At 70.7% G+C, this 21,991-nt stretch carries 21 protein-coding genes; 15 read left to right on the plus strand and 6 right to left on the minus strand.

Annotated features, from left to right (window positions below; genetic code table 11):
* Positions 1-13: 13 nt before the first annotated feature.
* The 6 genes from mihF to AMK34_RS25160 all read left to right on the plus strand — a co-directional run bounded on the left by mihF (position 14) and on the right by AMK34_RS25160 (position 6,514).
* Positions 14-331, plus strand: coding sequence for an integration host factor, actinobacterial type (gene mihF / locus AMK34_RS25135; protein ID WP_003096398.1), 318 nt, complete (start codon positions 14-16; stop codon positions 329-331).
* Complete coding sequence (gene gmk / locus AMK34_RS25140) at positions 328-1,053, plus strand: guanylate kinase (RefSeq protein ID WP_241832845.1); 726 nt, start codon at positions 328-330, stop codon at positions 1,051-1,053. Before mihF ends, gmk begins: the two co-directional genes overlap by 4 nt.
* Entirely contained in the window at positions 1,050-1,319 is a 270-nt protein-coding gene (gene rpoZ / locus AMK34_RS25145; RefSeq protein WP_005152353.1) for a DNA-directed RNA polymerase subunit omega, read from the plus strand. The genes gmk and rpoZ overlap by 4 nt, the downstream gene beginning before the upstream one ends.
* 163 nt (positions 1,320-1,482) lie before the next feature.
* Complete coding sequence (coaBC, locus tag AMK34_RS25150; protein ID WP_073846979.1) at positions 1,483-2,703, plus strand: bifunctional phosphopantothenoylcysteine decarboxylase/phosphopantothenate--cysteine ligase CoaBC; 1,221 nt, start codon at positions 1,483-1,485, stop codon at positions 2,701-2,703.
* 96 nt (positions 2,704-2,799) lie between these two features.
* Positions 2,800-4,002, plus strand: a complete 1,203-nt coding sequence (gene metK, locus AMK34_RS25155; protein WP_073847186.1) for a methionine adenosyltransferase — start codon at positions 2,800-2,802, stop codon at positions 4,000-4,002.
* Between the two features lie 421 nt (positions 4,003-4,423).
* Entirely contained in the window at positions 4,424-6,514 is a 2,091-nt protein-coding gene (locus tag AMK34_RS25160) for a primosomal protein N' (protein WP_073846980.1), read from the plus strand.
* A 75-nt stretch (positions 6,515-6,589) separates the two neighbouring features.
* On the opposite strand, the gene AMK34_RS25165 is transcribed toward AMK34_RS25160, so the two are convergent.
* Positions 6,590-7,969 carry a hypothetical protein gene (locus tag AMK34_RS25165; RefSeq protein WP_073847187.1) on the minus strand — a complete coding sequence of 460 codons (1,380 nt, stop codon included), beginning with the start codon at positions 7,967-7,969 and terminating at the stop codon, positions 6,590-6,592.
* Between the two features lie 97 nt (positions 7,970-8,066).
* Here AMK34_RS25165 and ggt point away from each other — a divergent pair, with 97 nt between their 5' ends.
* From ggt to AMK34_RS25185, 4 genes are all read left to right on the plus strand, one after another.
* Entirely contained in the window at positions 8,067-9,878 is a 1,812-nt protein-coding gene (gene ggt, locus AMK34_RS25170; RefSeq protein WP_073846981.1) for a gamma-glutamyltransferase, read from the plus strand.
* A gap of 207 nt (positions 9,879-10,085) precedes the next feature.
* The gene (fmt, locus tag AMK34_RS25175) at positions 10,086-11,012 is read left to right on the plus strand and encodes a methionyl-tRNA formyltransferase (protein ID WP_073846982.1); all 927 of its coding nucleotides are present in this window, start codon (positions 10,086-10,088) and stop codon (positions 11,010-11,012) included.
* On the plus strand, positions 11,009-12,445 hold the full coding sequence (locus AMK34_RS25180; RefSeq protein ID WP_143202574.1) for an RsmB/NOP family class I SAM-dependent RNA methyltransferase: 1,437 nt from the start codon (positions 11,009-11,011) through the stop codon (positions 12,443-12,445). The genes fmt and AMK34_RS25180 overlap by 4 nt, the downstream gene beginning before the upstream one ends.
* On the plus strand, positions 12,442-12,948 hold the full coding sequence (locus AMK34_RS25185; RefSeq protein WP_038515577.1) for a flavoprotein: 507 nt from the start codon (positions 12,442-12,444) through the stop codon (positions 12,946-12,948). Before AMK34_RS25180 ends, AMK34_RS25185 begins: the two co-directional genes overlap by 4 nt.
* Here the strand turns inward: AMK34_RS25185 and AMK34_RS25190 are convergent.
* The 3 genes from AMK34_RS25190 to AMK34_RS25200 all read right to left on the minus strand — a co-directional run bounded on the left by AMK34_RS25190 (position 12,945) and on the right by AMK34_RS25200 (position 16,034).
* Positions 12,945-14,060 carry a serine hydrolase domain-containing protein gene (locus tag AMK34_RS25190; protein WP_038515575.1) on the minus strand — a complete coding sequence of 372 codons (1,116 nt, stop codon included), beginning with the start codon at positions 14,058-14,060 and terminating at the stop codon, positions 12,945-12,947. The two genes, AMK34_RS25185 and AMK34_RS25190, sit on opposite strands and share 4 nt — an antisense overlap.
* A gap of 82 nt (positions 14,061-14,142) precedes the next feature.
* A complete protein-coding gene (locus AMK34_RS25195) occupies positions 14,143-14,802 on the minus strand; it encodes a response regulator transcription factor (RefSeq protein WP_073846983.1) in 660 nt (219 codons plus the stop codon).
* A complete protein-coding gene (locus AMK34_RS25200; protein ID WP_073846984.1) occupies positions 14,799-16,034 on the minus strand; it encodes a sensor histidine kinase in 1,236 nt (411 codons plus the stop codon). The genes AMK34_RS25195 and AMK34_RS25200 overlap by 4 nt, the downstream gene beginning before the upstream one ends.
* A 145-nt stretch (positions 16,035-16,179) precedes the next feature.
* On the opposite strand from AMK34_RS25200, the gene rpe reads away from it, so the two are divergent.
* The 5 genes from rpe (at position 16,180) to AMK34_RS25225 (ending at position 19,879) form a co-directional block, all read left to right on the plus strand.
* Positions 16,180-16,848: a ribulose-phosphate 3-epimerase gene (gene rpe / locus AMK34_RS25205; protein WP_007029650.1), complete on the plus strand. Its 669-nt coding sequence runs from the start codon at positions 16,180-16,182 to the stop codon at positions 16,846-16,848.
* Between the two features lie 112 nt (positions 16,849-16,960).
* Positions 16,961-17,584: a riboflavin synthase gene (locus AMK34_RS25210; RefSeq protein ID WP_016333119.1), complete on the plus strand. Its 624-nt coding sequence runs from the start codon at positions 16,961-16,963 to the stop codon at positions 17,582-17,584.
* A 56-nt stretch (positions 17,585-17,640) separates the two neighbouring features.
* The gene (locus AMK34_RS25215; protein ID WP_174492104.1) at positions 17,641-18,915 is read left to right on the plus strand and encodes a bifunctional 3,4-dihydroxy-2-butanone-4-phosphate synthase/GTP cyclohydrolase II; all 1,275 of its coding nucleotides are present in this window, start codon (positions 17,641-17,643) and stop codon (positions 18,913-18,915) included.
* Positions 18,912-19,418, plus strand: a complete 507-nt coding sequence (ribH, locus tag AMK34_RS25220; protein WP_037343973.1) for a 6,7-dimethyl-8-ribityllumazine synthase — start codon at positions 18,912-18,914, stop codon at positions 19,416-19,418. Before AMK34_RS25215 ends, ribH begins: the two co-directional genes overlap by 4 nt.
* A gap of 17 nt (positions 19,419-19,435) precedes the next feature.
* Positions 19,436-19,879 (plus strand): PH domain-containing protein, encoded by a 444-nt coding sequence (locus tag AMK34_RS25225; RefSeq protein WP_037344534.1) that lies wholly within the window; start codon positions 19,436-19,438, stop codon positions 19,877-19,879.
* A gap of 349 nt (positions 19,880-20,228) precedes the next feature.
* On the opposite strand, the gene AMK34_RS25230 is transcribed toward AMK34_RS25225, so the two are convergent.
* A complete protein-coding gene (locus AMK34_RS25230) occupies positions 20,229-21,008 on the minus strand; it encodes an exodeoxyribonuclease III (RefSeq protein ID WP_038515568.1) in 780 nt (259 codons plus the stop codon).
* A gap of 97 nt (positions 21,009-21,105) precedes the next feature.
* On the minus strand, positions 21,106-21,843 hold the full coding sequence (locus AMK34_RS25235) for a S1 family peptidase (protein ID WP_037343975.1): 738 nt from the start codon (positions 21,841-21,843) through the stop codon (positions 21,106-21,108).
* Positions 21,844-21,991: the final 148 nt, after the last annotated feature.

Genomic DNA, 21,991 nt, shown 5'->3' on the forward strand with positions numbered 1-21,991 from the left:
ACCGGAGGAAAACGTGGCACTTCCCCAGCTGACAGAGGAACAGCGCGCTGCGGCGCTGGAGAAGGCCGCCGCCGCCCGCCGCATCCGTGCTGAGCTGAAGGAGCGGCTGAAGCGGGGCGGTACCACTCTGGTCGACGTGTTGAAGCAGGCCGAGGAGAACGAAGTCCTCGGCAAGATGAAGGTCTCGGCTCTGCTCGAGGCTCTTCCGGGCGTCGGCAAGGTCCGTGCCCAGCAGACCATGGAACGACTGGAGATCGCACCCAGCCGTCGTCTTCGCGGCCTCGGCGACCGGCAGCGCAAGGCGCTGCTGGCCGAATTCAGCGGCGAGTGAGCGGCACCGGTCAGGACCACCCGGTGAACCCGGGCGCTGACCGCGGCGGTGAGCCGGTGGCGGGAGTCGAATCCCGGCACCGGCTCACGGTCGTCTCAGGGCCTTCGGGGGTCGGGAAGTCGAGCGTGGCGGGGGAGCTGCGCAAGCTGGATCCGAAGATCTATTTCAGCGTCTCGGTGACCACCAGGAAGCCGAGGCCGGGTGAGGTGGACGGCGAGCACTACCACTTCATCGACCGGGCCGAGTTCGACCGCATGGTCGCCGAGGGCGAACTGCTCGAACACGCCGAGTTCGCGGGCAACTGCTACGGCACCCCGCGCGGGCCCGTGGAGCGGGTGTTGGCCGAGGGCGGCAACGCGATCCTGGAGATCGAACTCCAGGGCGCGCGGCAGGTCCGCAAGGCGATGCCGGAGGCCCGGCTGGTGATGCTGATGCCGCCGTCGTGGGACGAACTGGTCGGCAGGCTGACCGGTCGCGGCACCGAGAACGAGGCCGCCGTGAAGGCCAGGCTGGCCGAGGCGGAACGCGAACTCGCCGCCGCCGGGGAGTTCGACGAGCGCGTCGTCAACGCCGACGTGCGAGAGGCCGCCGAGCAGTTGCTAAACTTGATAACCGGCGACAAGGCTCAACCTCGTGGGGATGCAACCCCCACACCCCGCCCGGAGGGCTTCGCCCCCCGGACCCCCGGAGAACAAACCGAAGATTCGGAGCACCACGAGTGACGACTCAGGCCACGCTGCACGAAGAGCTCGAAGGCATCACCAACCCGCCCATCGACGACCTCCTCGAGAAGGTCAGCTCGAAGTACGCGCTGGTGATCTACTCGGCCAAGCGCGCTCGCCAGATCAACGACTACTACGCCCAGCTGGGCGAGGGTCTCCTGGAGTACGTCGGCCCGCTGGTCGAGCCGGGCCCGCGCGAGAAGCCGCTGTCCATCGCCCTGCGCGAGATCCACGGCGGCCTGCTCGAGCACACCGAGGGTGAGTAGGACCTCGATGGCCACGGCGGCTGTCAAGGTGACAGTAGGGCGCGGCCTGGCCGAAGGCCCCGCTATCGGGATGGCAGGGCGTTGATCAGCGTGAGCGAGGTCGTCGAAGTGACATGCCCTGGCAGCCCGATCGCGGTGCCGCGCGGAACCGCCGAGAACACCGTTGAGTAAGCCCCGGGTCGTTCTGGGCGTGGGTGGCGGGATCGCCGCCTACAAGGCCTGTGAGGTCCTGCGCGGATTGACCGAATCCGGTCACGACGTCCGCGTGGTCCCCACCGAAGCCGCGCTGAACTTCGTCGGCGCGGCCACCTTCGAGGCACTTTCCGGGAACCCGGTGCACACCGGCGTGTTCACCGAAGTGCCCGAGGTCCAGCACGTCCGCGTCGGCAAGGAAGCCGACCTGGTGATCGTCGTGCCCGCCACGGCGAACCTGCTCGCCAAGGCCGCGCACGGCATCGCGGACGATCTGCTGACGAACACCCTGCTCACCGCCCGGTGCCCGGTCGCCTTCTTCCCGGCGATGCACACCGAGATGTGGGAGCACCCGGCCACCCGCGACAACGTGGCGCTGCTGCGGTCGCGCGGCCTGGTCGTCGCCGAACCCGCCGCCGGCAGGCTGACCGGCAAGGACACCGGCAAGGGACGGCTCGCCGACCCGGCCGAGATCGTCGACCTCGCCCGGCTCCTGCTCGCCGTACCGAAGGCCCTCACGCGTGACCTCGAAGGCGTGCGCGTGGCCATTTCGGCGGGCGGCACCCGCGAGCCGCTGGACCCGGTCCGGTATCTGGGCAACCGTTCGTCGGGCAAGCAGGGTTACGCGCTGGCCCGCGTCGCCGCCCAGCGTGGCGCCGAGGTCACCCTGGTCACCGCGCACACCGTCGCGCTGCCGGAGCCCGCGGGCGCGAAGGTCGTCCACGTGTCGACCGCCGAGGAGATGCGCCAGGCCATGCACGCCGAGGCCGCCTCCGCCGACGTCCTCGTGATGGCCGCCGCCGTCGCCGACTTCCGGCCTTCGAACCGGGCCGATCACAAGATCAAGAAGTCCGACGACGCGCCGGATCCCGTCGTCGAACTCGCGCGCAACGCGGACATCCTGGCCGAACTGGTGCGGAATCGGACCCCTGGCCAAGTAGTCGTCGGGTTCGCCGCCGAAACAGGGGACGATAAGGGTGGCGTCCTCGACCACGCCAGGGTCAAACTCAAGCGCAAGGGCGCGGATCTGCTGGTGGTGAACGCCGTCGGTGAAGGGAAGGCCTTCGGCACCGAGGACAACTCGGGCTGGCTGCTCGGAGCCGACGGCACCGAAATCCCGATCCCGCTCGGCGCCAAGGCCGAACTCGCGTCCACATTGTGGGATGCTGTTGTGACCTTGATGAAGCGTTGAGAGCCCCCAAAGCGATAGTCAGTAGGCTTGAGTTCAAGCTGAGGGGTGCCTAACTTTCTAGGCATCAGACGTCTAGGTGAGGGAGTGACGGGCACCGTGACCGCGTCCACGAGCAGACTGTTCACATCGGAATCGGTGACTGAAGGTCATCCCGACAAAATTTGCGATGCCATCAGCGACTCGATCCTGGACGGCCTGCTGGCCAAGGACCCGCGCAGCCGGGTGGCGGTCGAAACCCTCATCACCACCGGGCAGGTGCACGTCGCCGGCGAGGTGACCACCGAGGCCTACGCGGACATCCCGACCATCGTCCGCGACGTGATCCTGAAGATCGGCTACGACTCTTCGGCCAAGGGCTTCGACGGCAACTCCTGCGGCGTCAACGTCGCGATCGGCTCCCAGTCGCCGGACATCGCGCAGGGTGTCGACACCGCGTACGAGTCCCGCGTGGAATCCGACGAGGACGAGATCAACCGCCAGGGCGCCGGCGACCAGGGCCTGATGTTCGGCTACGCCTGCTCGGACACCCCCGAGCTGATGCCGCTGCCGATCGCGCTGGCGCACCGGCTCTCGCAGCGGCTGACCCGGGTCCGCAAGGAAGGCGTGCTGCCGTACCTGCGCCCGGACGGCAAGACCCAGGTCACCATCGAGTACGCCGGCGACCAGCCGGTGCGGCTCGACACGGTGGTCGTGTCCACCCAGCACGCGGACGGCATCGACCTGGAGCAGATGCTCGGCGTCGACGTCCGTCAGCACGTGGTCGCCCCGGAGATCGCCGAGCTCGGGCTCGACACCTCCGACGTGCGGCTGCTGGTCAACCCGACCGGCCGCTTCGTCATCGGCGGACCGATGGGCGACGCGGGCCTGACCGGCCGCAAGATCATCGTCGACACGTACGGCGGCATGGCCCGTCACGGTGGCGGCGCGTTCTCGGGCAAGGACCCCTCCAAGGTGGACCGCTCGGCCGCGTACGCGATGCGCTGGGTGGCGAAGAACGTCGTCGCGGCCGGGCTCGCTTCCCGCGCCGAGGTCCAGGTCGCGTACGCGATCGGCAAGGCGGCCCCGGTGGGCCTCTTCGTCGAGACCTTCGGCACCGAGACGGTCGACCCGTCGAAGATCCAGGCCGCCATCACGGAGGTCTTCGACCTGCGTCCGGCCGCGATCATCCGCGACCTCGACCTGCTTCGCCCGATCTACGCGCCGACGGCCGCGTACGGCCACTTCGGCCGTCCCGAGCTGTCGCTCCCGTGGGAGAACACGGCGCGGGCCGCGGACCTGAAGTCGGCCGCGGGCGCCTGATCCCGTTCTGTTCCGTTCCGTGAAGGCCTCCTTGCCTACCTTGAGGGTAGGGAAGGAGGCCTTCACGGCGTTTGGGGTCGGAGCCTGGTTGCGCGTGTGTCGTCCATCCAGTCACGCGTGTCGTCTGCCGGATCACGCGTGTCGTCCGTTCGATCACGCGAGGCCGCCAGGTTGAGACCCTGGCCTGCGTGGTGCTGGCCGTCGCCGCTTGCCGGAGGTACATGAAGGGGTCCTTCCTGTACCTAGGCGCAAGGAAGGGGGCCTTCATGTACTCGGGAGGGGCCTTCACGGCACTCCACCGCGAGATGGCTCCAGCAGCGCGTGCAATGAAAGGTCCTTTCCTTGCAAATTTCGCAAGCAACGGACCGTTCATTGCACGCGGTGACGGGCACTGGCGACAGCGTCTGGTAGAGATCACCGGGTGAGCAGCAGTCCCGAACCGACCCCTCTGTGGGACCTTCCGGAGCCGAAGGCCGAGCCGTCGCGGAAGGCCAAGCCGTCGCGCGCGAAAACGGCCAGCCGTCGCGGGGCGCAGAACCCCGCGCCCGAGAACCCGGTCGCGCGGATCGTCGTGGACATCCCGCTCACCCATCTCGACCGCACCTTCGACTACCGGATCCCCGAGAAACTGCACGAAACCGCCGTCCCCGGCTGCCGGGTGCGGGTCCGGTTCGCGGGTCAGCTCGTCGACGGGTACCTGGTCGAGCGCGCCGACACCACGGAGTTCACCGGGAAGCTCGCCTACATCGACAGGGTGACCTCCAGCGAGCCCGTGCTGCCCCCGGCGCTGCTCACGCTCTGCCGGTCCGTCGCGGACCGCTACGGCGGCACCCTCAGCGACGTCCTGCGGCTCGCGATCCCGTCCCGGCACGCGAAGGCCGAGGGCGAACCGCCCGCCGAACCCGCGCCGACGCCGGAGCCGCCCGAAACCACCGCCTGGGAGAAGTACCAGAGCGGTCCGGCGTTCCTGGAGGCCGTCGCGGAACGGCGCCCGGCCAACGCGGTCTGGCAGGCGCTGCCGGGGGAGGACTGGCCGCGTCGCCTCGCCGAAGCGGCCGCCGTCGCGGCTTCCGCGGGCCGGGGTGTGGTCATGGTCGTGCCCGACCATCGTGACCTGACCCGGCTGCACGACGCGTGCGTTTCCTTGCTGGGCGCCGATTCCGTGGTCGCGTTGATCGCGGGGCTCGGCCCCGCCGAGCGGTACCGCCGCTGGCTCGCGGTGCTGCGGGGCGCGGTGCGCGTCGTCGTCGGCACCCGTGCGGCGATGTTCGCGCCGGTCGCCGATCCCGGCCTGTTCGTGGTGTGGGACGACGGCGACGACGTCCATCTCGACCAGCACGCGCCGTATCCACACGTCCGTGACGTGCTGATGGACCGCGCGCACGCCGCGAAGGGTTCCATGCTCGTCGCCGGTTTCGCGCGCACCGCCGAAGCGCAGTTCCTGGTGGAATCTGGCTGGGCGCAGCCTCTCGTGGCCGCCCGGCCGGAACTTCGGGCGGCGGCGCCGAGGGTCACGCCGGTCGGCGAGGACTTCGACGTCGCCCGGGACGAAGCGGCCAAGGCCGCGCGGCTCCCGTCGGTCGCCTTCGAGGCGGCGCGGCAGTCGCTGGCGGGCGGATTCCCCGTGCTGGTGCAGGTTCCGCGTCGCGGGTACGTCCCGGGGCTCGCGTGTGGCAACTGCCGGACGTCGGCCCATTGCCGTCGTTGCGCCGGCCCGCTTTCCTTGCCGGGCGGGCTGATCGACGGCGCGCCGAGGCCGCCGGCCTGCCGGTGGTGCGGCGTCCCCGAGACGAACTTCCATTGCGCCGCATGCGGTTCGGTGCGGTTGCGGGCGGTCGTCGTCGGGTCGAAGCGCACCGCGGAGGAACTGGGCCGCGCGTTCTCCGGATTCCCCGTGCGGACCTCGGGCGCGACGGAGGTTTTGGCTTCGGTGCCCGGAAAACCGGCGCTGGTGGTGTGCACGCCGGGCGCCGAGCCGGTCGCGGAAGGCGGCTACGGCGCGGCGCTGCTGCTGGACGGCTGGGCGCTGCTGGGGCGGCAGGACCTGCGCGCGGGGGAGGAGACCCTGCGGCGCTGGATGGCGGCGGCGGCCCTGGTGCGGCCGGGGACCGAAGGCGGTCGCGTGTTCGTCGGCGCGGAAGCGGGCCTTTCCGTGGTGCAGGCGCTGGTGCGCTGGGACCCGGGCTGGCACGCGAGCCTCGAACTGGCCGAGCGGCGCGAACTCGGTTTCCCGCCCGCGATGCGGATGGCGAGTATCGAAGGCACGCCGGACGCGGTCGCCGGACTGCTCGACGACCTCGCTCTCCCGGAGACCGGCGAAGTGCTGGGCCCGGTGCCGCTCGGCGAGGTCGACGAGGACGGCAACGCCGAACGGGAGCGGGCCCTGGTGCGCGTCGCGCGTCCGGACGGGAAGGCGCTCGCCGCCGCCGTCCACGCCGCGGCCGCGCGCCGGGACGCGCGCAAGGCGTCCGAGCCCATCCGGATCCAGCTGGACCCGCTGGAACTCATCTAGCGCCCCCGCGTTTCGTCCTCTGAATGCGGTAGTTCGACAGCGAACCATCGCATCCAGAGGACGAAATGCGTGAGGTTAGAGGGTCGTGCCGGGGGTCGCGAGGACGTCGGCGCGGGCCGAGGCGCCCGGAGCGGGCGAAGCGGCCTTCGTGGCGGAGCCGCCTAGAGCGGCGGTGAGCAGCGTGACGATCTGCGACGAGATCGCCGCCCGCCGCGCCTCGAAATCGGCGTCGGTCAGGGCCGAAGGATCGGTGGGCGTGCCGAGGACGGGCGTGTGCAGGTGCCCGCCCGCGATCCCGGTCAGATCGAGGCCCGTCCGGAGCCGGTTACTGCGATACATGGACTCGTTGCTCAGGTAGTTGCCGCCGCCACCGGAAGCGGCGACCTCACCGGGCTTCGGCGCGTCCGTCCGGCACACCGCGGTCCCCGTCCCCGGCTTCGTGCTGTCCGGCCAGACGCAGAACGCCTCGTTGTACAGCACCTGATACGCCCCGGCGGGCGCGGCGAGCATCTTTTCGTACGGCAGCGTGGTTTCGATGAACTGGACGTCCGGCTGCGGCCAGCCGTCGGCGGGCGGGACCTGGCCGCGGACGGGCTCGTCGAGGTTGTCCGGCGAACCGCCGCGCCACGCACCCGCCCACCGCTCGATGTCGAAGCGGCCGGGACGACCCTGACTGATCGTCATGATCAGCTCCGGACGGCGGAACCGGTCCTTGAACGCCTGGCCGTAGGCGGCCTCGACGATTCCGGCGTCGAAGTAGCGCCACACCACCGGGAACGACACGGCCTGCACCAGCGCGGGCCCGGTCGGCGTCTGGATGGTCTTGCCGTCGAGATGCAGCGCCGCCGCGCCCGACGGGTTCGCGATGCGGACGCCCGCGCCGTTGAGGGTGAACGGATCGAACCCGCTCACCAGCACCCGCCGCAGCTTCGGACCGGCGGGGAAGCGGGAATCGTCGAGTCCCCGCGCGCCGAAGTCGAACGTCTTCAGCAGCTCCGCCCGGGCGGGCGCGGACAGCGGGAAACGCGGCGTCCACTGCCGCAACGCCTTGCTCATCTGGAGGCGGGCCCAGTAGAGCGGCCGGTCGTCGGCCTTGTCGATGGTGCCGAGATCCGGACGGCGGCCCTGCGCGCGGTCGACCGCGGTGCGCCAGAGCCCCTCACCGGCGGTCTCGGCGAGCTTCTCGGCCCGCAAAGCGGTCTTCGTGGCGCAGAGGCGCGCCGTGAAGTCGGAGACGAGCTTGTCGAATCCGGCGAGCCGGACGAGTTCCGGGCCGACCGCCGGTCCACCCGAAGGCATGGTCGCGGTGAGCCGCTTCTCCTCGACGGTGATCGCGGCGGAGTCGTCGAAGCAGGCGCTCGCGCCTTCTGCCTGCGCGACACCGGGGACAGCGAGGACGGGAAGTGCGATGAGCAGCGGGAGGAAGGCGCCCCACCGCCTGCCGGGAGTCTTCATGGCCCGCATTCTGCTCATCCCGCCACGGCCGCACCACCGACGAACGCAGGTCTCGGCGGGTCTTGTCCGGGGTGGACAGGCGGGGCAGACTCGCGCCATGGCCGCGCACAGAAGCACTCCGGTACGCATCACCGCAGTCACCGCGATCGCCGTCCTGGTCGGCACCGCCGCGCCGGGGATGGCGGCGGCAGCGCCACCGACACCCAAATCGCCCACCGCCGTCGGCTATCTGGGCGCGGTGTCGAGTATCGACGCGGACGCGACCGCGATCGGCACGAAGATCCTGCGCGAAGGCGGCAACGCCGTCGATGCCGCCGTCGCGACCGCCGCCGCGCTCGGCGTCACGGACCCGTTCTCCGCCGGATTCGGCGGTGGCGGCTTCTTCGTCTACTACGACGCGCGCTCCGGCAAGGTGCACACCCTCGACGGCCGCGAGACCGCCCCGTCGACCGCGAACGAGAACCTCTTCGTCGAGAACGGCAAGGCGATCCCGTTCGCCGAGGCCGTCACCAGCGGACTGGGCGTCGGCGTCCCCGGCACGCCCGCCACCTGGCAGGAAGCCCTGCGCAAGTGGGGGACCAGGTCGCTGGCGAAGGCGGTCAAACCCGCCGAAGACCTCGCCCGCAAGGGTTTCACCGTCGACCAGACCTTCAACACCCAGATCGCGAACAACGCCGCCCGGTTCTCGGCGTTCCCGTCCACCCGGTCGCTGTACCTGCCCGGCGGCGCGCCGCCCGCGGTCGGCACGACGTTCAAGAACCCGGACCTGGCGGGCACGTACGCGCAGCTCGCCGCGAAGGGCACCGACGTGCTCTACCGCGGCCCGATCGGCGCGGACGTCGTCGACACCGTGCGGAAGCCGCCGGTCGACCCCGCGTCGACGCTGAAGGTGCGCCCCGGTGACATGACCGCGGCCGACCTCGCGAAGTACCGCGTCGTCGAGCGGAAGCCGACGAAGACCCAGTACCGCGGTCTCGACGTCTACGGCATGCCCGCGCCGTCGTCCGGCGGGCTGACCGTCGGCGAGGCACTGAACATCCTCGAGAACACGAAGCTCTCGAAGCTGGAGAAGGCCGACTACCTGCACTACTTCCTGGAGTCGACCCGGTACGCCTTCGCCGACCGCAACCGGTGGATCGGCGACCCGGCCTTCGTCGACGTCCCGGCGAAGGAGCTGATCAGCCAGAAGTTCGCCGACAGCCGCGCGTGCCTGATCGACGCCGCGAAGGCCGGGACCAGTCCGGTCGCGCCGGCGGACCCGCGCAAGCCCACCCCGTGCGTGGCCGGGACGAACCCCGCGCCGACCCCGTACGAGGGCGAGAACACCACGCATCTCACGGTCGCCGACCGGTGGGGCAACGTCGTCGCCTACACGCTGACCATCGAGCAGGAGGGCGGGAGCGGCATCGTCGTCCCGGGCCGCGGCTTCCTGCTCAACAACGAACTGACCGACTTCTCCTTCACCCCGGTGACGCCGGGCGTGCCCGACCCGAACCTGCCGGGCCCGGCGAAGCGGCCGCGTTCGTCGATGGCGCCGACCATCGTGCTCGACCATGGCAAGCCGTTCCTCGCCGTCGGCTCGCCCGGTGGCGCGTCGATCATCACCACGGTGCTGCAGATCCTCACCGGCCGGATCGATCGCGGGCTGAAACTGGTCGACGCGATCGCCGAACCGCGCGCCTCGCAGCGGAACTCCGCGGCCGCGCAGGTGGAGCAGGCGTTCCTGGACCAGACCGAGGTGCTCAAGGTGCTGAAGGCCAAGGGGCAGGGCTTCTCGACGACACCCGCGGAGATCGGGGCGGCGACCGGCGTCGAACGGCTGCGGGACGGCCGGTGGCTCGCCGCGGCCGAACCCACGCGCCGGGGAGGCGGCTCGGCGGCCGTCGTGCTGCCCTGGCCGCCGCGTTAGGACGACCTCGCTCGCGAAGGCCTCTTCGGCCCCTTTCGCGCGCTAGGAACGGTCCTTTCCTTGCAAATTTCGCAAGGAAAGGACCGTTCCTAGCAGCCGCCGCACCGCAGAGGGAGAGCGAGCGCGCCGGGGTGGTGAGCTCCTTCTAGACTGAGCGGCGATGTTCGCCCAGTCAGAGGTACCCGTCCCCCCGGCGGAGGTGCGTTGATGCGCCTCGTCTTCGCCGGCACCCCCGAACCCGCGGTCCCGTCGCTGCGCGCGTTCCTCGCGTCCGAGCAGCACGAGGTCGTCGCCGTCGTGACCCGTCCGGACGCCCAGGCAGGCCGCGGCCGCCGCGTCGTCCGATCGCCGATCGGCGCGCTGGCCGACGAGCACGGGATCGAGGTGCTGACCCCGCCGAAGGCGAGCGACCCCGCGTTCCTCGCCCGGCTCGCGGAGATCGCGCCCGACGCGTGCCCCGTGGTCGCGTACGGGGCGTTGCTGCCCCAGGCCGCGCTGGACATCCCGGCGCACGGCTGGGTCAACCTGCACTTCTCGCTGCTGCCCGCGTGGCGCGGCGCCGCGCCGGTCCAGGCCGCGATCCGCGCCGGGGACGAGATCACCGGCGCCTCGACGTTCCGCATCGTCAAGGAACTCGACGCGGGCCCGGTCTACGGCGTGGTCACCGAGCAGATCGCCGCCACCGACACGGCGGGCGAACTGCTCGGCAGGCTGGCGGAGTCCGGGGCGAAACTGCTCGTGTCCACGATGGACGGAATCGCCGACGGTTCGCTGCGCGCGGTCGAGCAGACCGGCGACGGCGTGAGCTACGCGCCCAAGGTGACCGTCGAGGACGCGCGCGTGTCGTTCGCCGACCCGGCCGCCGCGGTCGACCGGCAGATCCGCGCGGTCACGCCGGAGCCGGGCGCGTGGGCGGAGTTCCGGGGCGAGCGGCTGAAACTCGGCCCGGTGACGATCGTGGACGAGCCGGGGCCCCCGCCCGGCGAACTCGTCGTGGAGCGCAAGCGGGTGCTGGTCGGCACGGCGTCGAAGCCGGTGCGGCTGGGCGAGGTGCAGGCGCAGGGGAAGAAGCGGATGGCGGCCACCGACTGGGCGCGCGGTACGAGGATCGAACAAGGAGAGCGCCTGCAGTGAACGAGCGTAGGGAACGCCGGCCGTCGAGGCCGCAGCGAGGCCGTCCGGCCCCGCGCAAGGAGGGGCCCAGCCGCCCGCCGCAGATCGACCCGGCCCGGCAGGTCGCCTTCGACGTCCTGCGCGCGGTCCGCGAAGACGACGCGTACGCGAACCTGGTGCTGCCGCAACTGCTGCGCAACCGCCGGATCTCCGGCCGCGACGCGGCGCTGGCCACCGAACTGACCTACGGCACCTGCCGCGCGGTCGGCATGCTGGACGCCGTCATCGCGGCCTGCCTGGACCGCCCGCTGGAGAAGGTCGACGCCATCGTGCTGGACGGCCTCCGTCTCGGCGCGTACCAGCTGCTGCGCACCCGCATCCCCCAGCATGCCGCCGTCGGGTCCACTGTGGACCTCGTCCGCGCCGAAGTCGGTTCCTGGATCGCGGGTTTCGTGAACGCCGTGCTGCGCTCGGTGTCCGAAAAGGACGAAGAGACCTGGCTGAACGAGCTGGCCCCCGACGAGGCCGCCGACCCGATCGGCGCCTATGCCCTGCGGACGGCGCATCCGCGCTGGGTCGCGCGGTCGTTCGCGGAAGCCTTGGGGGACAAGGGCGCGGAGCTGAAGGCGGCCCTGGAGGCCGACGACGACCGTCCCGACGTCCACCTGGTCGCCCGGCCCGGCGAGATCAGCGCCGAGGAGCTGGCCGCCATCACCGGTGGCGACGTCGCGCCGTACTCGCCCTACGGCGTCCGGCTGCCCGCGGGCTCCGGTGACCCCGGCGACCTCGAGCCGATCAAGGAAAAGCTGGCCGCGGTCCAGGACGAGGGCAGCCAGCTGTGTGCCTACGCCGTCACGAGGGTCCCCGTCTCCGGCACCGACGTGCGGTGGCTGGACCTGTGCGCCGGTCCGGGCGGCAAGGCGGCGCTGCTCGGCGCACTCGCGGTGGCCGCGGGCGCGACCGTCGACGCCGTCGAAAAGGCCCCGCACCGCGCGAAGCTGATCGAGAAGGCCGTCCAGGACCTGCCGGTGACCGTGCACGTCGCCGACGGCCGCGAGACCGGTCTCGAACCGGGCTACGACCGCGTCCTCGTCGACGCGCCGTGCAGCGGTCTCGGCTCGCTGCGGCGTCGCCCCGAGGCACGCTGGCGCCGCCAGCCCAGCGACATCGCGGACCTGACGAAACTGCAGGGCCAGCTGATCACCGCGGCACTGGACCTGGTCCGGCCCGGCGGCATCGTCACCTACGTCGTCTGCTCGCCGCATCTGGCCGAGACCGAAGGTGTCGTGGGGGAGACCGCGCGCCGCGCCGGTGCCCAGATCGTCGACGCGCGGGAGTTCTTCCCCGGCGTCCCGCAGCTCGGCAACGGCCCGTACGTCCAGCTGTGGCCGCACCGCCACGGCACGGACGCGATGTTCTGCGCCGTCCTGCGGAAGCCGGACACCGCCGGGTGAGCAGGGTCCTCGGCCTGGTCGCGAGCTCGTGCGGCGGACTGGACACCCGGTTCGCCGCGCAGCTCGCGAAACCGGCCGCGGACCGCGGCTGGGAGCTCGCGATCACGCTGACCCCCACCGCGGCCCGCTGGCTGGAGACGACCGGCGGGCTCGGTGACCTGGAAAAGTGCACCGAGCTGCCGGTCCGCAGCACCTCCCGGCTACCGGGCGAACCCCGCCCGCATCCGGATCCGGAGGTGTTCCTGTTCGCGCCCGCCTCCGCCAACTCCGTGGCGAAACTGGCGCTGGGCATCGCCGATAACCAGGCGCTGACCCTGCTCGGCGACGTCCTCGGCACGCCGGGCATCACGATCGTGCTGGGCTACCAGATCCAGGACACGCGGGTGCACCATCCGGCGTGGCGGCGCCATCTCGACACGCTCGCGTCCGCCGGGGTCACGACCACGAGGCTCACCCCGGAAACCGCTTGGACGTCGGTGCTGGACCTGCTCCCGGCGATCTAGCGGGCGCAGAACGCCGTGTCGACCGCGGCCACGAGATGCGCCGACGCCCCGTCCGGCAGCGGGTCCTGGTTGACCACGACGTTCACCTTCTTCCCGTGCGGGACCGCCCCCGAGATGTTCGCGAAGCCGCGGAGGTTCCCGCCGTGGCCCCAGAACCTCCCGCCGCAGGACAGCGGCACCGACGCGATCCCGAGCCCGTATTCCGCGCCGGGGATGCCCAGACCCGCCGGCACGGTCCGCTGCATCTCCGCCAGCTGTGCCCGGTGCAGGAGACGGCCGTCGACGAGCTCCCCGTAGAAGCGGTTCAGCTCCGCGCCGGTCGAAACGATCCCGCCGGAGGCTCCGGCGAGCGAGGGATCCAGTTCGGTGTAGTCGACGAGACCCGGCGCGTAGCCCCTGGCGTGCGGAAGCGGCAGGCGCTCGTCGCCCCGCGACGGCAGGTAGGTGTGGCGCAGGCCGAGCGGCTCGGCGATCCTCTTCCGGATCTCGGTGGAGACCGAGCGGCCGGTGAGCTTCTCGATGAGCATGCCCGCGATGACGTAGTTCGTGTTGGAGTACTTCCAGTTCGTGCCCGGCGCGAAGTCCGGCGGATGCGCCAGACCGACCGCCAGCAGCTCCCCGGGTTCGGCGCCGCGATGCCGCCACTCGTCGATGTCGAGATCGCGGACGTAGTTGTACAGCCCGCTCGTGTGCTGCAGCAGCTGCCGGACGGTGATCTTGGTGCCGTCGTTGCCGTTCCCGTGGACGAGACCGGGCAGGTAGCGGTCGATCGGCGCGTCCAGCCGCACCTTCCCCTCGGCGACCAGCTGCAGGACCACGACCGCGACGAAGGTCTTGGTGATGCTGGCCGCCCGGAACTTCGAGTCGTGCGGGAACGGTGTCCCGGTCTCGGCGTTCCCGACGCCCTCACGCTCCGACCACGACCGCCCGGACGGGCTCGTCACGGTCGCCTGCGCGCCGGGGACGCCGTCCTGCACCAGTGTTTTCAGCGCTTTGTCGACTTCGTCCCGCGGGTGGGTCACGGCCAAAGCCGGGGTGGCGGTCGTCGCGGCGAGCAGCGCGACCAGTGAACCGACGGCGACGATCTTCTTGCCTGGCAAGGATTTTCGCATGGGTTCCACGCTAGGGAGGCTCGGACGCGGTGGCCATGGGGTGAACCCCCACGCCTTACTGAGGTTTGCCCCACCATGCCGCTCAGCGCAGGCTGTGCCCTGGCGCGACGATGCCGGTCTCGTAGGCGAACACCACGGCCTGGCTCCGGTTGGCCGCGCCCAGTTTCCCGAAGATGTTGCCCACATGGGTCTTGACGGTTTCGAGGCTGATGACCAGCTCGGCCGCGATGTCCACATTGGACTTCCCGGTGGCGATGAGCCGCAGCACCTCGGTCTCCCGTTTCGTCAGCGACGACGGGCGGGGAGCGAGGCCGGACGGCGCCGGGCGCGCGGTGACCATCCGGCGGATCGCGTCGGGGAACAGCAGCGTCTCCCCGGCGGCGATCGTCCGGATGGCGTGCGCGAACTCCTCCTTGCGCGCCCGCTTCAGCAGGAATCCGCTCGCCCCGGCGAGCAGAGCGTCGTAGACGTAGTCGTCGTTGTCGAACGTCGTGATCACGAGGACCTTCGGCGGGTCGGGGATTTCGGCGAGCACCCGCCGGGTCGCCTCGATCCCGTCCACCCCGGGCATGCGCACGTCCATCAGGACCACGTCGGGATGTGTCCGCCGCACCAGATCGACCACCTCGCCGCCGTCACCCGCCTCGCCGACCACGGTCAGGTCCGGCTGGTTGTCCAGCAGAGAACGCAAACCGGCTCGCAGCAAGGGTTCGTCGTCGACGATCAGGACGCGCAGTGTCATGAGTGCGACCGTAGCGGGATCGTGGTCACCAGCCGCCACAACGGTTCCCCGTCGACGGCGGGGCCCGCGACGAGCTCCCCGCGCAGGGCCTCGACGCGTTCGGTGAGCCCCGGCAGCCCGTTGCCGCCGCGGCCGGAGGCGGCCGCGTGCTCCATGAGCGGGTTCACGATCTCGATCCGCAGCGCGTCGGCGAGTACCGCGACCCGCACGCTCACCGGGCCGGGATGGGCGTGCCGCAACGCGTTCGTCAGTCCTTCTTGGACGATCCGGTACGCCTCCCGCGAAAGGGTCGCCGGCAGTTCGGCGGCGGGGCCGGTGAGCTCGTAGTCGATCTCCGCGCCGCCCGCGCGGGCCCGTTCGGCCAGTGTCCCGGCCTCGATGAGCCGCCGTTCGGGCTCGCGGGACGACCGGTCGTCCCGCAGCAGGCCGAGTACGTGGTCGAGGTCTTCGAGCGCCGCCCTCGAAGACTCCTCGATGGTGCCCAGTGCCCGACGCACCAGCTGCGGTTCGGAATCGACCAGTTCGGCGGCCGCGGCGGCCTGGATGGTCGACGTCGTCAGCGTGTGGCCGATCGAGTCGTGCAGTTCGCGGGCCAGCCGGTTGCGCTGCTCGAAGTGGTTCGCCCGGACTTCCGCCGCGGCGACGCGCTCGGCGGCCGACGGGCCCAGGAGAGCGACCGCTGCGTACTGGAAAAGCTTGCTGAAACCGGCGAGGACGTAGGCGATGACGACGAGCGTGACCAGCGCGATCGGCAGCGTCCACAGCCCGCCGGTGCCCGATTCGATCGTCACCCGTTCCCCGAAGAACTCGATGGGGCTGCCGCCGCCTCCCGCCCACACGATGGCGAACACGAAGCCGAGCATCAGGAAACAGCCGAGGCCGAACAGCACCCAGCCGAGCGCGGTGTGCACGAGCAGCCAGGCCGCCGAGCGCCAGCGCTCCGACCAGGCGACCTTCGTGTGCTGCGGAGGCTGCGCGATCCGGGCGTCCAGCATCTGGTTGGAGAACCAGATACCGACCCGGCGCATCGGTCCGGGCAAACCGGCCAGCACGACCAGCACGCCCATGGCGAGCACGCCGTAGGCCATCTTCGCCCACACGTCGCCCGGGAGGAGGACGGCGGGAATGAGCGCGATGGGGAACGGGATCGCCGTCATCGCCATGCCGAGGAGTCCGAACGGGACGCTGCGGTAGCTGCCGATCCGCACGAGGGGCTTGAGTGGGTTGACCATGAGGGGAACGCTATTCGGCGGCGCGTGCGCGCACCTCCCACTGCGGTGCCATTTCGCGTCATACTCCAGACCGGGTCGACGGTCACAGCCGGTTAGCGGGCGTTAGCGGCGTCCTCCTACACTCGGGCGCGTGGCTCACCGACCTTTGATCGCACCCAGCATCCTCTCCGCGGACTTCGCCCGGCTCGGCGACGAGATCCGTGCCGTCGCGGGGGAGGGCGACACCCGCGCGGACTGGGTCCACGTCGACGTCATGGACGCGCACTTCGTGCCGAACCTGACCCTGGGCCTGCCCGTGGTGCAATCGCTGCTCAAGGCCACCGACGTCCCCATCGACTGCCACCTGATGATCGAGAACCCCGACAAGTGGGCCATCGGGTACGCCGAAGCGGGCGCTTACAACGTCACCGTGCACGTCGAGGCCGCGCACGACCCGATCGCGCTGGCGAAGAACCTGCGCGCCGCCGGGGCGAAGGCCGGCCTGTCGATCAAGCCGAACACGCCGATCGAGGACCACCTCGAGACCCTCAAGCACTACGACACGCTCCTGGTGATGTCGGTCGAGCCCGGTTTCGGCGGTCAGTCGTTCATCGAGGGCGTCCTCGACAAGGTCCGCACCGCGCGGCGCCTGGTCGACACCGGCCACCTCAAACTCGTCGTCGAGATCGACGGCGGGATCAACGCCGACACCATCGAGCAGGCCGCCGAAGCCGGAGTGGACTGCTTCGTCGCCGGTTCCGCCGTCTACGGCGCCGAAGACCCTGGTAAGGCCGTCGCGGCGCTTCGCGAGCAGGCGGCCCGCGTCCGCGGCTGATCCCGCCTCGTGATCCGCCGTCGGGTCAGGAGAAGGAATCGGCCGCGAGGGGTGTTGGATGAGGGGAGCACCGTTCCCAGCGGCGGTGCGAGCCAGGAGGAGGGCAGCAGGAGTGTTCACCGGCATTGTCGAGGAACTCGGCGAGGTCACCGCGGTCGAGCAGGTCCCGAACGCCGCGAGACTGACCGTTCGGGGGCCGCTGGTGACCAGCGACGCCGGGCACGGCGACTCCATCGCGGTGAGTGGCGTGTGCCTCACCGTGGTCGCGGTGGCGGGCGGTGAGTTTACCGTCGATGTCGTGCACGAGACCCTGCAGCGCTCCAGCCTCGCGAAGGTGCAGGTCGGCGACGTCGTCAACCTCGAACGCGCGACGCCGGCGGGCGGCAGGCTCGGCGGGCACATCATGCAGGGCCATGTCGACGGCACCGGCGTCTTCCTCAAACGCGACGAGCAGGGACTCACCACGTTCGCGCTGCCGAAGAAGCTGTCCCGGTACGTCGTCGAGAAGGGGTCGATCGCGGTCGACGGCGTCTCCCTCACGGTCGCTTCGGTGACCGACGAGGAGTTCTCCGTCGCCCTGATCCCGACCACGCTCGAACTCACCACGCTCGGCCGGAACACCCCGGGTGACCTGGTGAATCTCGAGGTGGACGTGGTCGCCAAGTACGTCGAGAAGCTGGCCATGCCGCACCTGCGCGCGCAGGGGGACAATGGCGGTACGGAGGAGCGGGCGTGAGCGAGACGAGTGCGATTCCGGGGTCGGCCGATCTGACCCCCTGTGCGGGCGGGGTGGTGGCAGTGAACGCCGATGCCATCGAGGCGGCGATCGCCGACATCAAGGCGGGCCGTCCGGTCGTCGTGGTGGACGACGAGGACCGCGAGAACGAGGGCGACCTGATCTTCGCGGCGGAGAAGGCCACGCCGGAACTGATGGCCTTCATGGTGCGTTACACCTCGGGTTACGTCTGCGTGGCGCTGACCGAGGCCGAGGCGGACCGGCTCGACCTGCCGCCGATGTACCACACGAACCAGGACCAGCGCGGCACCGCGTACAGCGTCACGGTCGACGCCGCCGAGGGCATCACCACCGGCATCTCCGCGGCCGACCGGTCGCATACCGTCCGGCTGCTCGCCGACCCGGCGTCCAAGGCGTCGGACTTCCGGCGGCCCGGCCACGTGGTCCCGCTGCGCGCCAAGCAGGGCGGCGTCCTGCGGCGCCCGGGGCACACCGAAGCCTCCGTCGACCTGGCCCGGCTGGCCGGCCTTTCGCCGTCCGGGGTGCTCTGCGAGATCGTGTCGCAGAAGGACGAGGGCGACATGGCCCGCCGCGACGAACTCGAGGTCTTCGCCGCGGACCACGACCTCAAGATGATCACCATCGCCGACCTGATCGCGTACCGGCGGCGCACCGAGAAGCAGGTCGAGCGGGTCGCCGAGGCGCGGATCCCGCTTTCGGCGGGGACGTTCCGCGCGGTCGGGTACGACAGCCTGCTGGACGGCATCGAGCACATCGCGTTCGTCTACGGCGAGATCGGCGACGGCGAGGACATCCTGGTCCGCGTGCACTCCGAGTGCCTGACCGGTGACGTCTTCGGCTCGCTGCGCTGCGACTGCGGCCCGCAGCTGGAGGCCGCGCTGGAAGCGGTGGCCAAGGAAGGCCGCGGCGTCGTGCTCTACATCCGCGGCCACGAGGGCCGCGGCATCGGGCTGTTGCACAAACTGCAGGCCTACCAGCTGCAGGACGCCGGCGCGGACACCGTCGACGCGAACCTGCAGCTCGGCGTCCCCGCCGACGCGCGGGACTACGGCACCGGCGCGCAGATCCTGTGCGACCTCGGCGTCCGCTCGATGCGGCTGCTGACGAACAACCCGGCCAAACGCGTCGGGCTGGAGGGCTACGGCCTGCGGGTCACCGGGCGGGTCGCGCTGCCGATCTCGCCGAACCCGGAGAACCTGCGCTACCTCAAGACCAAACGGGACCGGATGGGGCACGACCTGTCCCAGCTGGAGCATTTCGACCAGGTCGGCGCCGAGGTCGACCAGGGCAACGGAGGTGGCACGCGGTGAGCGGCGAAGGCCGTCCGGACGTCGAACTCGACCTGTCCGACTGTAAGAACATCCGGCTCGGGATCGTGGCCACACGCTGGCACACGAAGATCACGAGCGCCCTGCTGGACCGCGCCCTCGAGGCGGCCAAGGCCGCCGACCTGGAAGAGGAGCCGACGGTCGTGCGCGTCGCGGGCGCCGTCGAATTGCCCGTCGCCGCGCAGGCGCTGGCCCGCACCCACGACGCGGTGGTCGCGCTGGGCGTGGTCATCCGGGGCGGGACGCCGCATTTCGAGTACGTCTGCGACGCGGTCACTGCGGGCCTGACCAGGGTCGCGCTCGACGAGAGCACCCCGGTCGGCAACGGCGTCCTCACCTGCGACACCGAGCAGCAGGCCCTCGACCGGTCGGGTCTGCCCGGCTCCGTCGAGGACAAGGGCTACGAAGCGACGGTCGCCGCGCTGGACGCGGCGCACGCGCTGCGGAACCTGCGCCAGCCGTGGACCGAGCGGGGATTCGTGTGAGCGTCGAGGCGGATGTGATGACGGAGTCCGAGGTCGTGGTGGTGCGGCCCCGCCGCGCCCTGGTGATGTGCTCCGTGCTGGCGGTGATCCTGCTGGCGACGTTCGTGGTCGTCGCGGTGCTGCTGCGCGGCTCGGACACCGGCGTGATCTTCCAGCCGTCCGACCAGGCGGCGATGATCGGCATCGGAGTCCTGCTCGCCGCGGGCACGATGCTGTTCGCGACCGCGCGCGTGAAGGCCGACGCGGACGGCATCGAGGTCCGGAACGTGCTGATGACCAAGAAGTTCGCGTGGAGCGAGGTGCTCTCGGTGAGCTTCCCGGACGGCGCCTCGTGGGCCCGGCTGGAGCTGCCGGAGGACGAGTACTACTCGGTCATGGCCGTGCAGGCCGTGGACCGGGAACGCGCGGTGGCGGCGGTGCGGGCGTTGCGGCGGCTGCACAAGGCGGCCTGGGAGGGCTGACGCTCGCCTTTTCCCGACCGACCGCGTTTCGTCCTCTGAATGCGATCCTTAGGGGTGGCAAGTACGTGAAGGCCCCCTTCCTTGCGTCTAGCGCAAGGAAGGGGGCCTTCACGTACTTGGGGAAGGAGTCCTTCACGGACTTGGGCCGAGGGAGGCTGACGCCGCTCTCGGGCTCCTTCAAGTGCTAGGAACGGTCCTTTCCTGGCAAAATTTGCCAGGAAAGGACCGTTCCTAGCATCCGGGGCAGGTGGCGTTCGCCGGGCTCACTCAAGTGTCATGAAAGGGTCGTTCAGGACGAAAAACGTCCTGAACGACCCTTTCATGACATCCGGCACCCGAAAACGCGCGTTCAGAGCGAAAGATCCACCACGATCGGCGCGTGATCCGAAGGCCCCTTCCCCTTCCGCGCCTCACGGTCCACATAGGAATCCGTCACCGCGCCGGCCACGACGGCGTCGGCGTACACCAGGTCGATCCGCATTCCCTTGTTGTTCGGGAAGTTCCCGGCCCGGTAGTCCCAGTACGTGAACGGGTGGTCGTACTTCAGCGGCCGAGGGAACACGTCGGACAGCCCGAGGTCCCGCAGCGCGGCGAGCGCCTTCCGCTCCGGTTCGGTCACGTGCGTCGATTCGGCGAACACGCCGATGTCCCAGACGTCCGCGTCGGTCGGCGCGATGTTGAAGTCACCGAGCACCGCGAACGGCAGTCCGCGCGCCTGCTCCTCCCGCACCGTCGCCTCCAGCGCCGAGAGCCAGGCGAGTTTGTAGCCGTAGTGCGGGTTCTCCAGGTCGCGCCCGTTGGGCACGTACACCGACCACAGCCGCAGCCCGCCGCAGGTGGCGCCGATGGCCCGCGCGTCGGTCTTGTCCTCGAAGGTGGGCTCGCCGGTCAGCCCGCGTGTCACGTCTTCCAGCCCGACGCGCGACAGGATCGCGACGCCGTTCCAGCGTCCGATGCCGTACGCCGCCGTCTCGTAGCCCAGCTCCTTCACCGCGTCGAAAGGGAAGGCGTCGGTGCCGCATTTGAGTTCCTGCAGGCACAGCACGTCCGGCTGGGCCGAACCGAGCCACTCCAGCACCCTCGGCAGCCGGGGCCCGATCGAGTTCACGTTCCAGGTCGCGATCCGCATGCCCGCGAGCGTCCCACACCCCACCGACACTCCGACGTGAAAGGGGCCCCTGCCGCGACGGGTCACGTCGCGACAGGGGCCCCGGCCGGGGTGGAGGTCAGACCCCGGTGGTCGAGCGGATCCAGGAACGGGCCGAAGCGACGCTGCCGTAGTTGTTGGTGCCGCGGATGTTCGAGCCGCTCTGGTTCTGCACGGTCGAAGCGACACCGACCTGGACGCCGTTGGAGACCTGGGGGCCGCCCGAGTCGCCCTTCCACGCGGAGCCGTCGATGCCGACGCTCTGGATGGCCGGGCCACCGTAGGCGTCGGTCGAGCTGCCGCTGACGCGCACGTTGGCGACCTTCAGCGCCGAGGCGGGCGGGCCGGTCGGGGTCTCGCGGCCCCAGCCGTAAAGCTGGTTGGTGCTGCCGACCGACGGGTTCGAGCTCGCCAGGGTGATCGGCGTGACGCCGGCGTCGGAGGCCAGGTGCAGCAGCGAGATGTCGGAGCCGGCGGGCGAGGACACCTTGCGGTCGACGGCGATCTCACGGCCGCCCTGGAGCTGGTTGCTGCCGACACGGACCCGCATGCCGGTGCCGTCGGAGTCGAGGCAGTGCTTGGCGGTCAGGACCCAGCGCTGGGCGATGACGCTGCCGGAGCAGTTGAACCCGTCCCACTGACGGCCCGGGGTGTTGACGTAGACCTGGGCGCCCCAGCTCACGGTGGGGGCGGTGCCGCCGCCCACGATGTTGGGCTGGACACCGGTGGGGGTGCCCGCGGAGGCGACGGCGCCCGCGGTCATGGTGAGGGCTGCGGCGGCGAGAGTGGCGGCGCCCAGCGTACGAAGACGGCTCACGGTGCAGGAGTCCTTTCGAGCGTCATCTGACGAAGAACCGAATGAAGTGGAACTGGGACGGAAAGTAATCAACCGATTCACCCGCTAGGAACCAACGAACGTCGGTTACGGCGGAAGACCCGACTTAGGTCGGTATGCGTGGTGAAAG

The organism is Amycolatopsis sp. CB00013, from assembly GCF_001905755.1.
Taxonomy (GTDB): domain Bacteria; phylum Actinomycetota; class Actinomycetes; order Mycobacteriales; family Pseudonocardiaceae; genus Amycolatopsis; species Amycolatopsis japonica.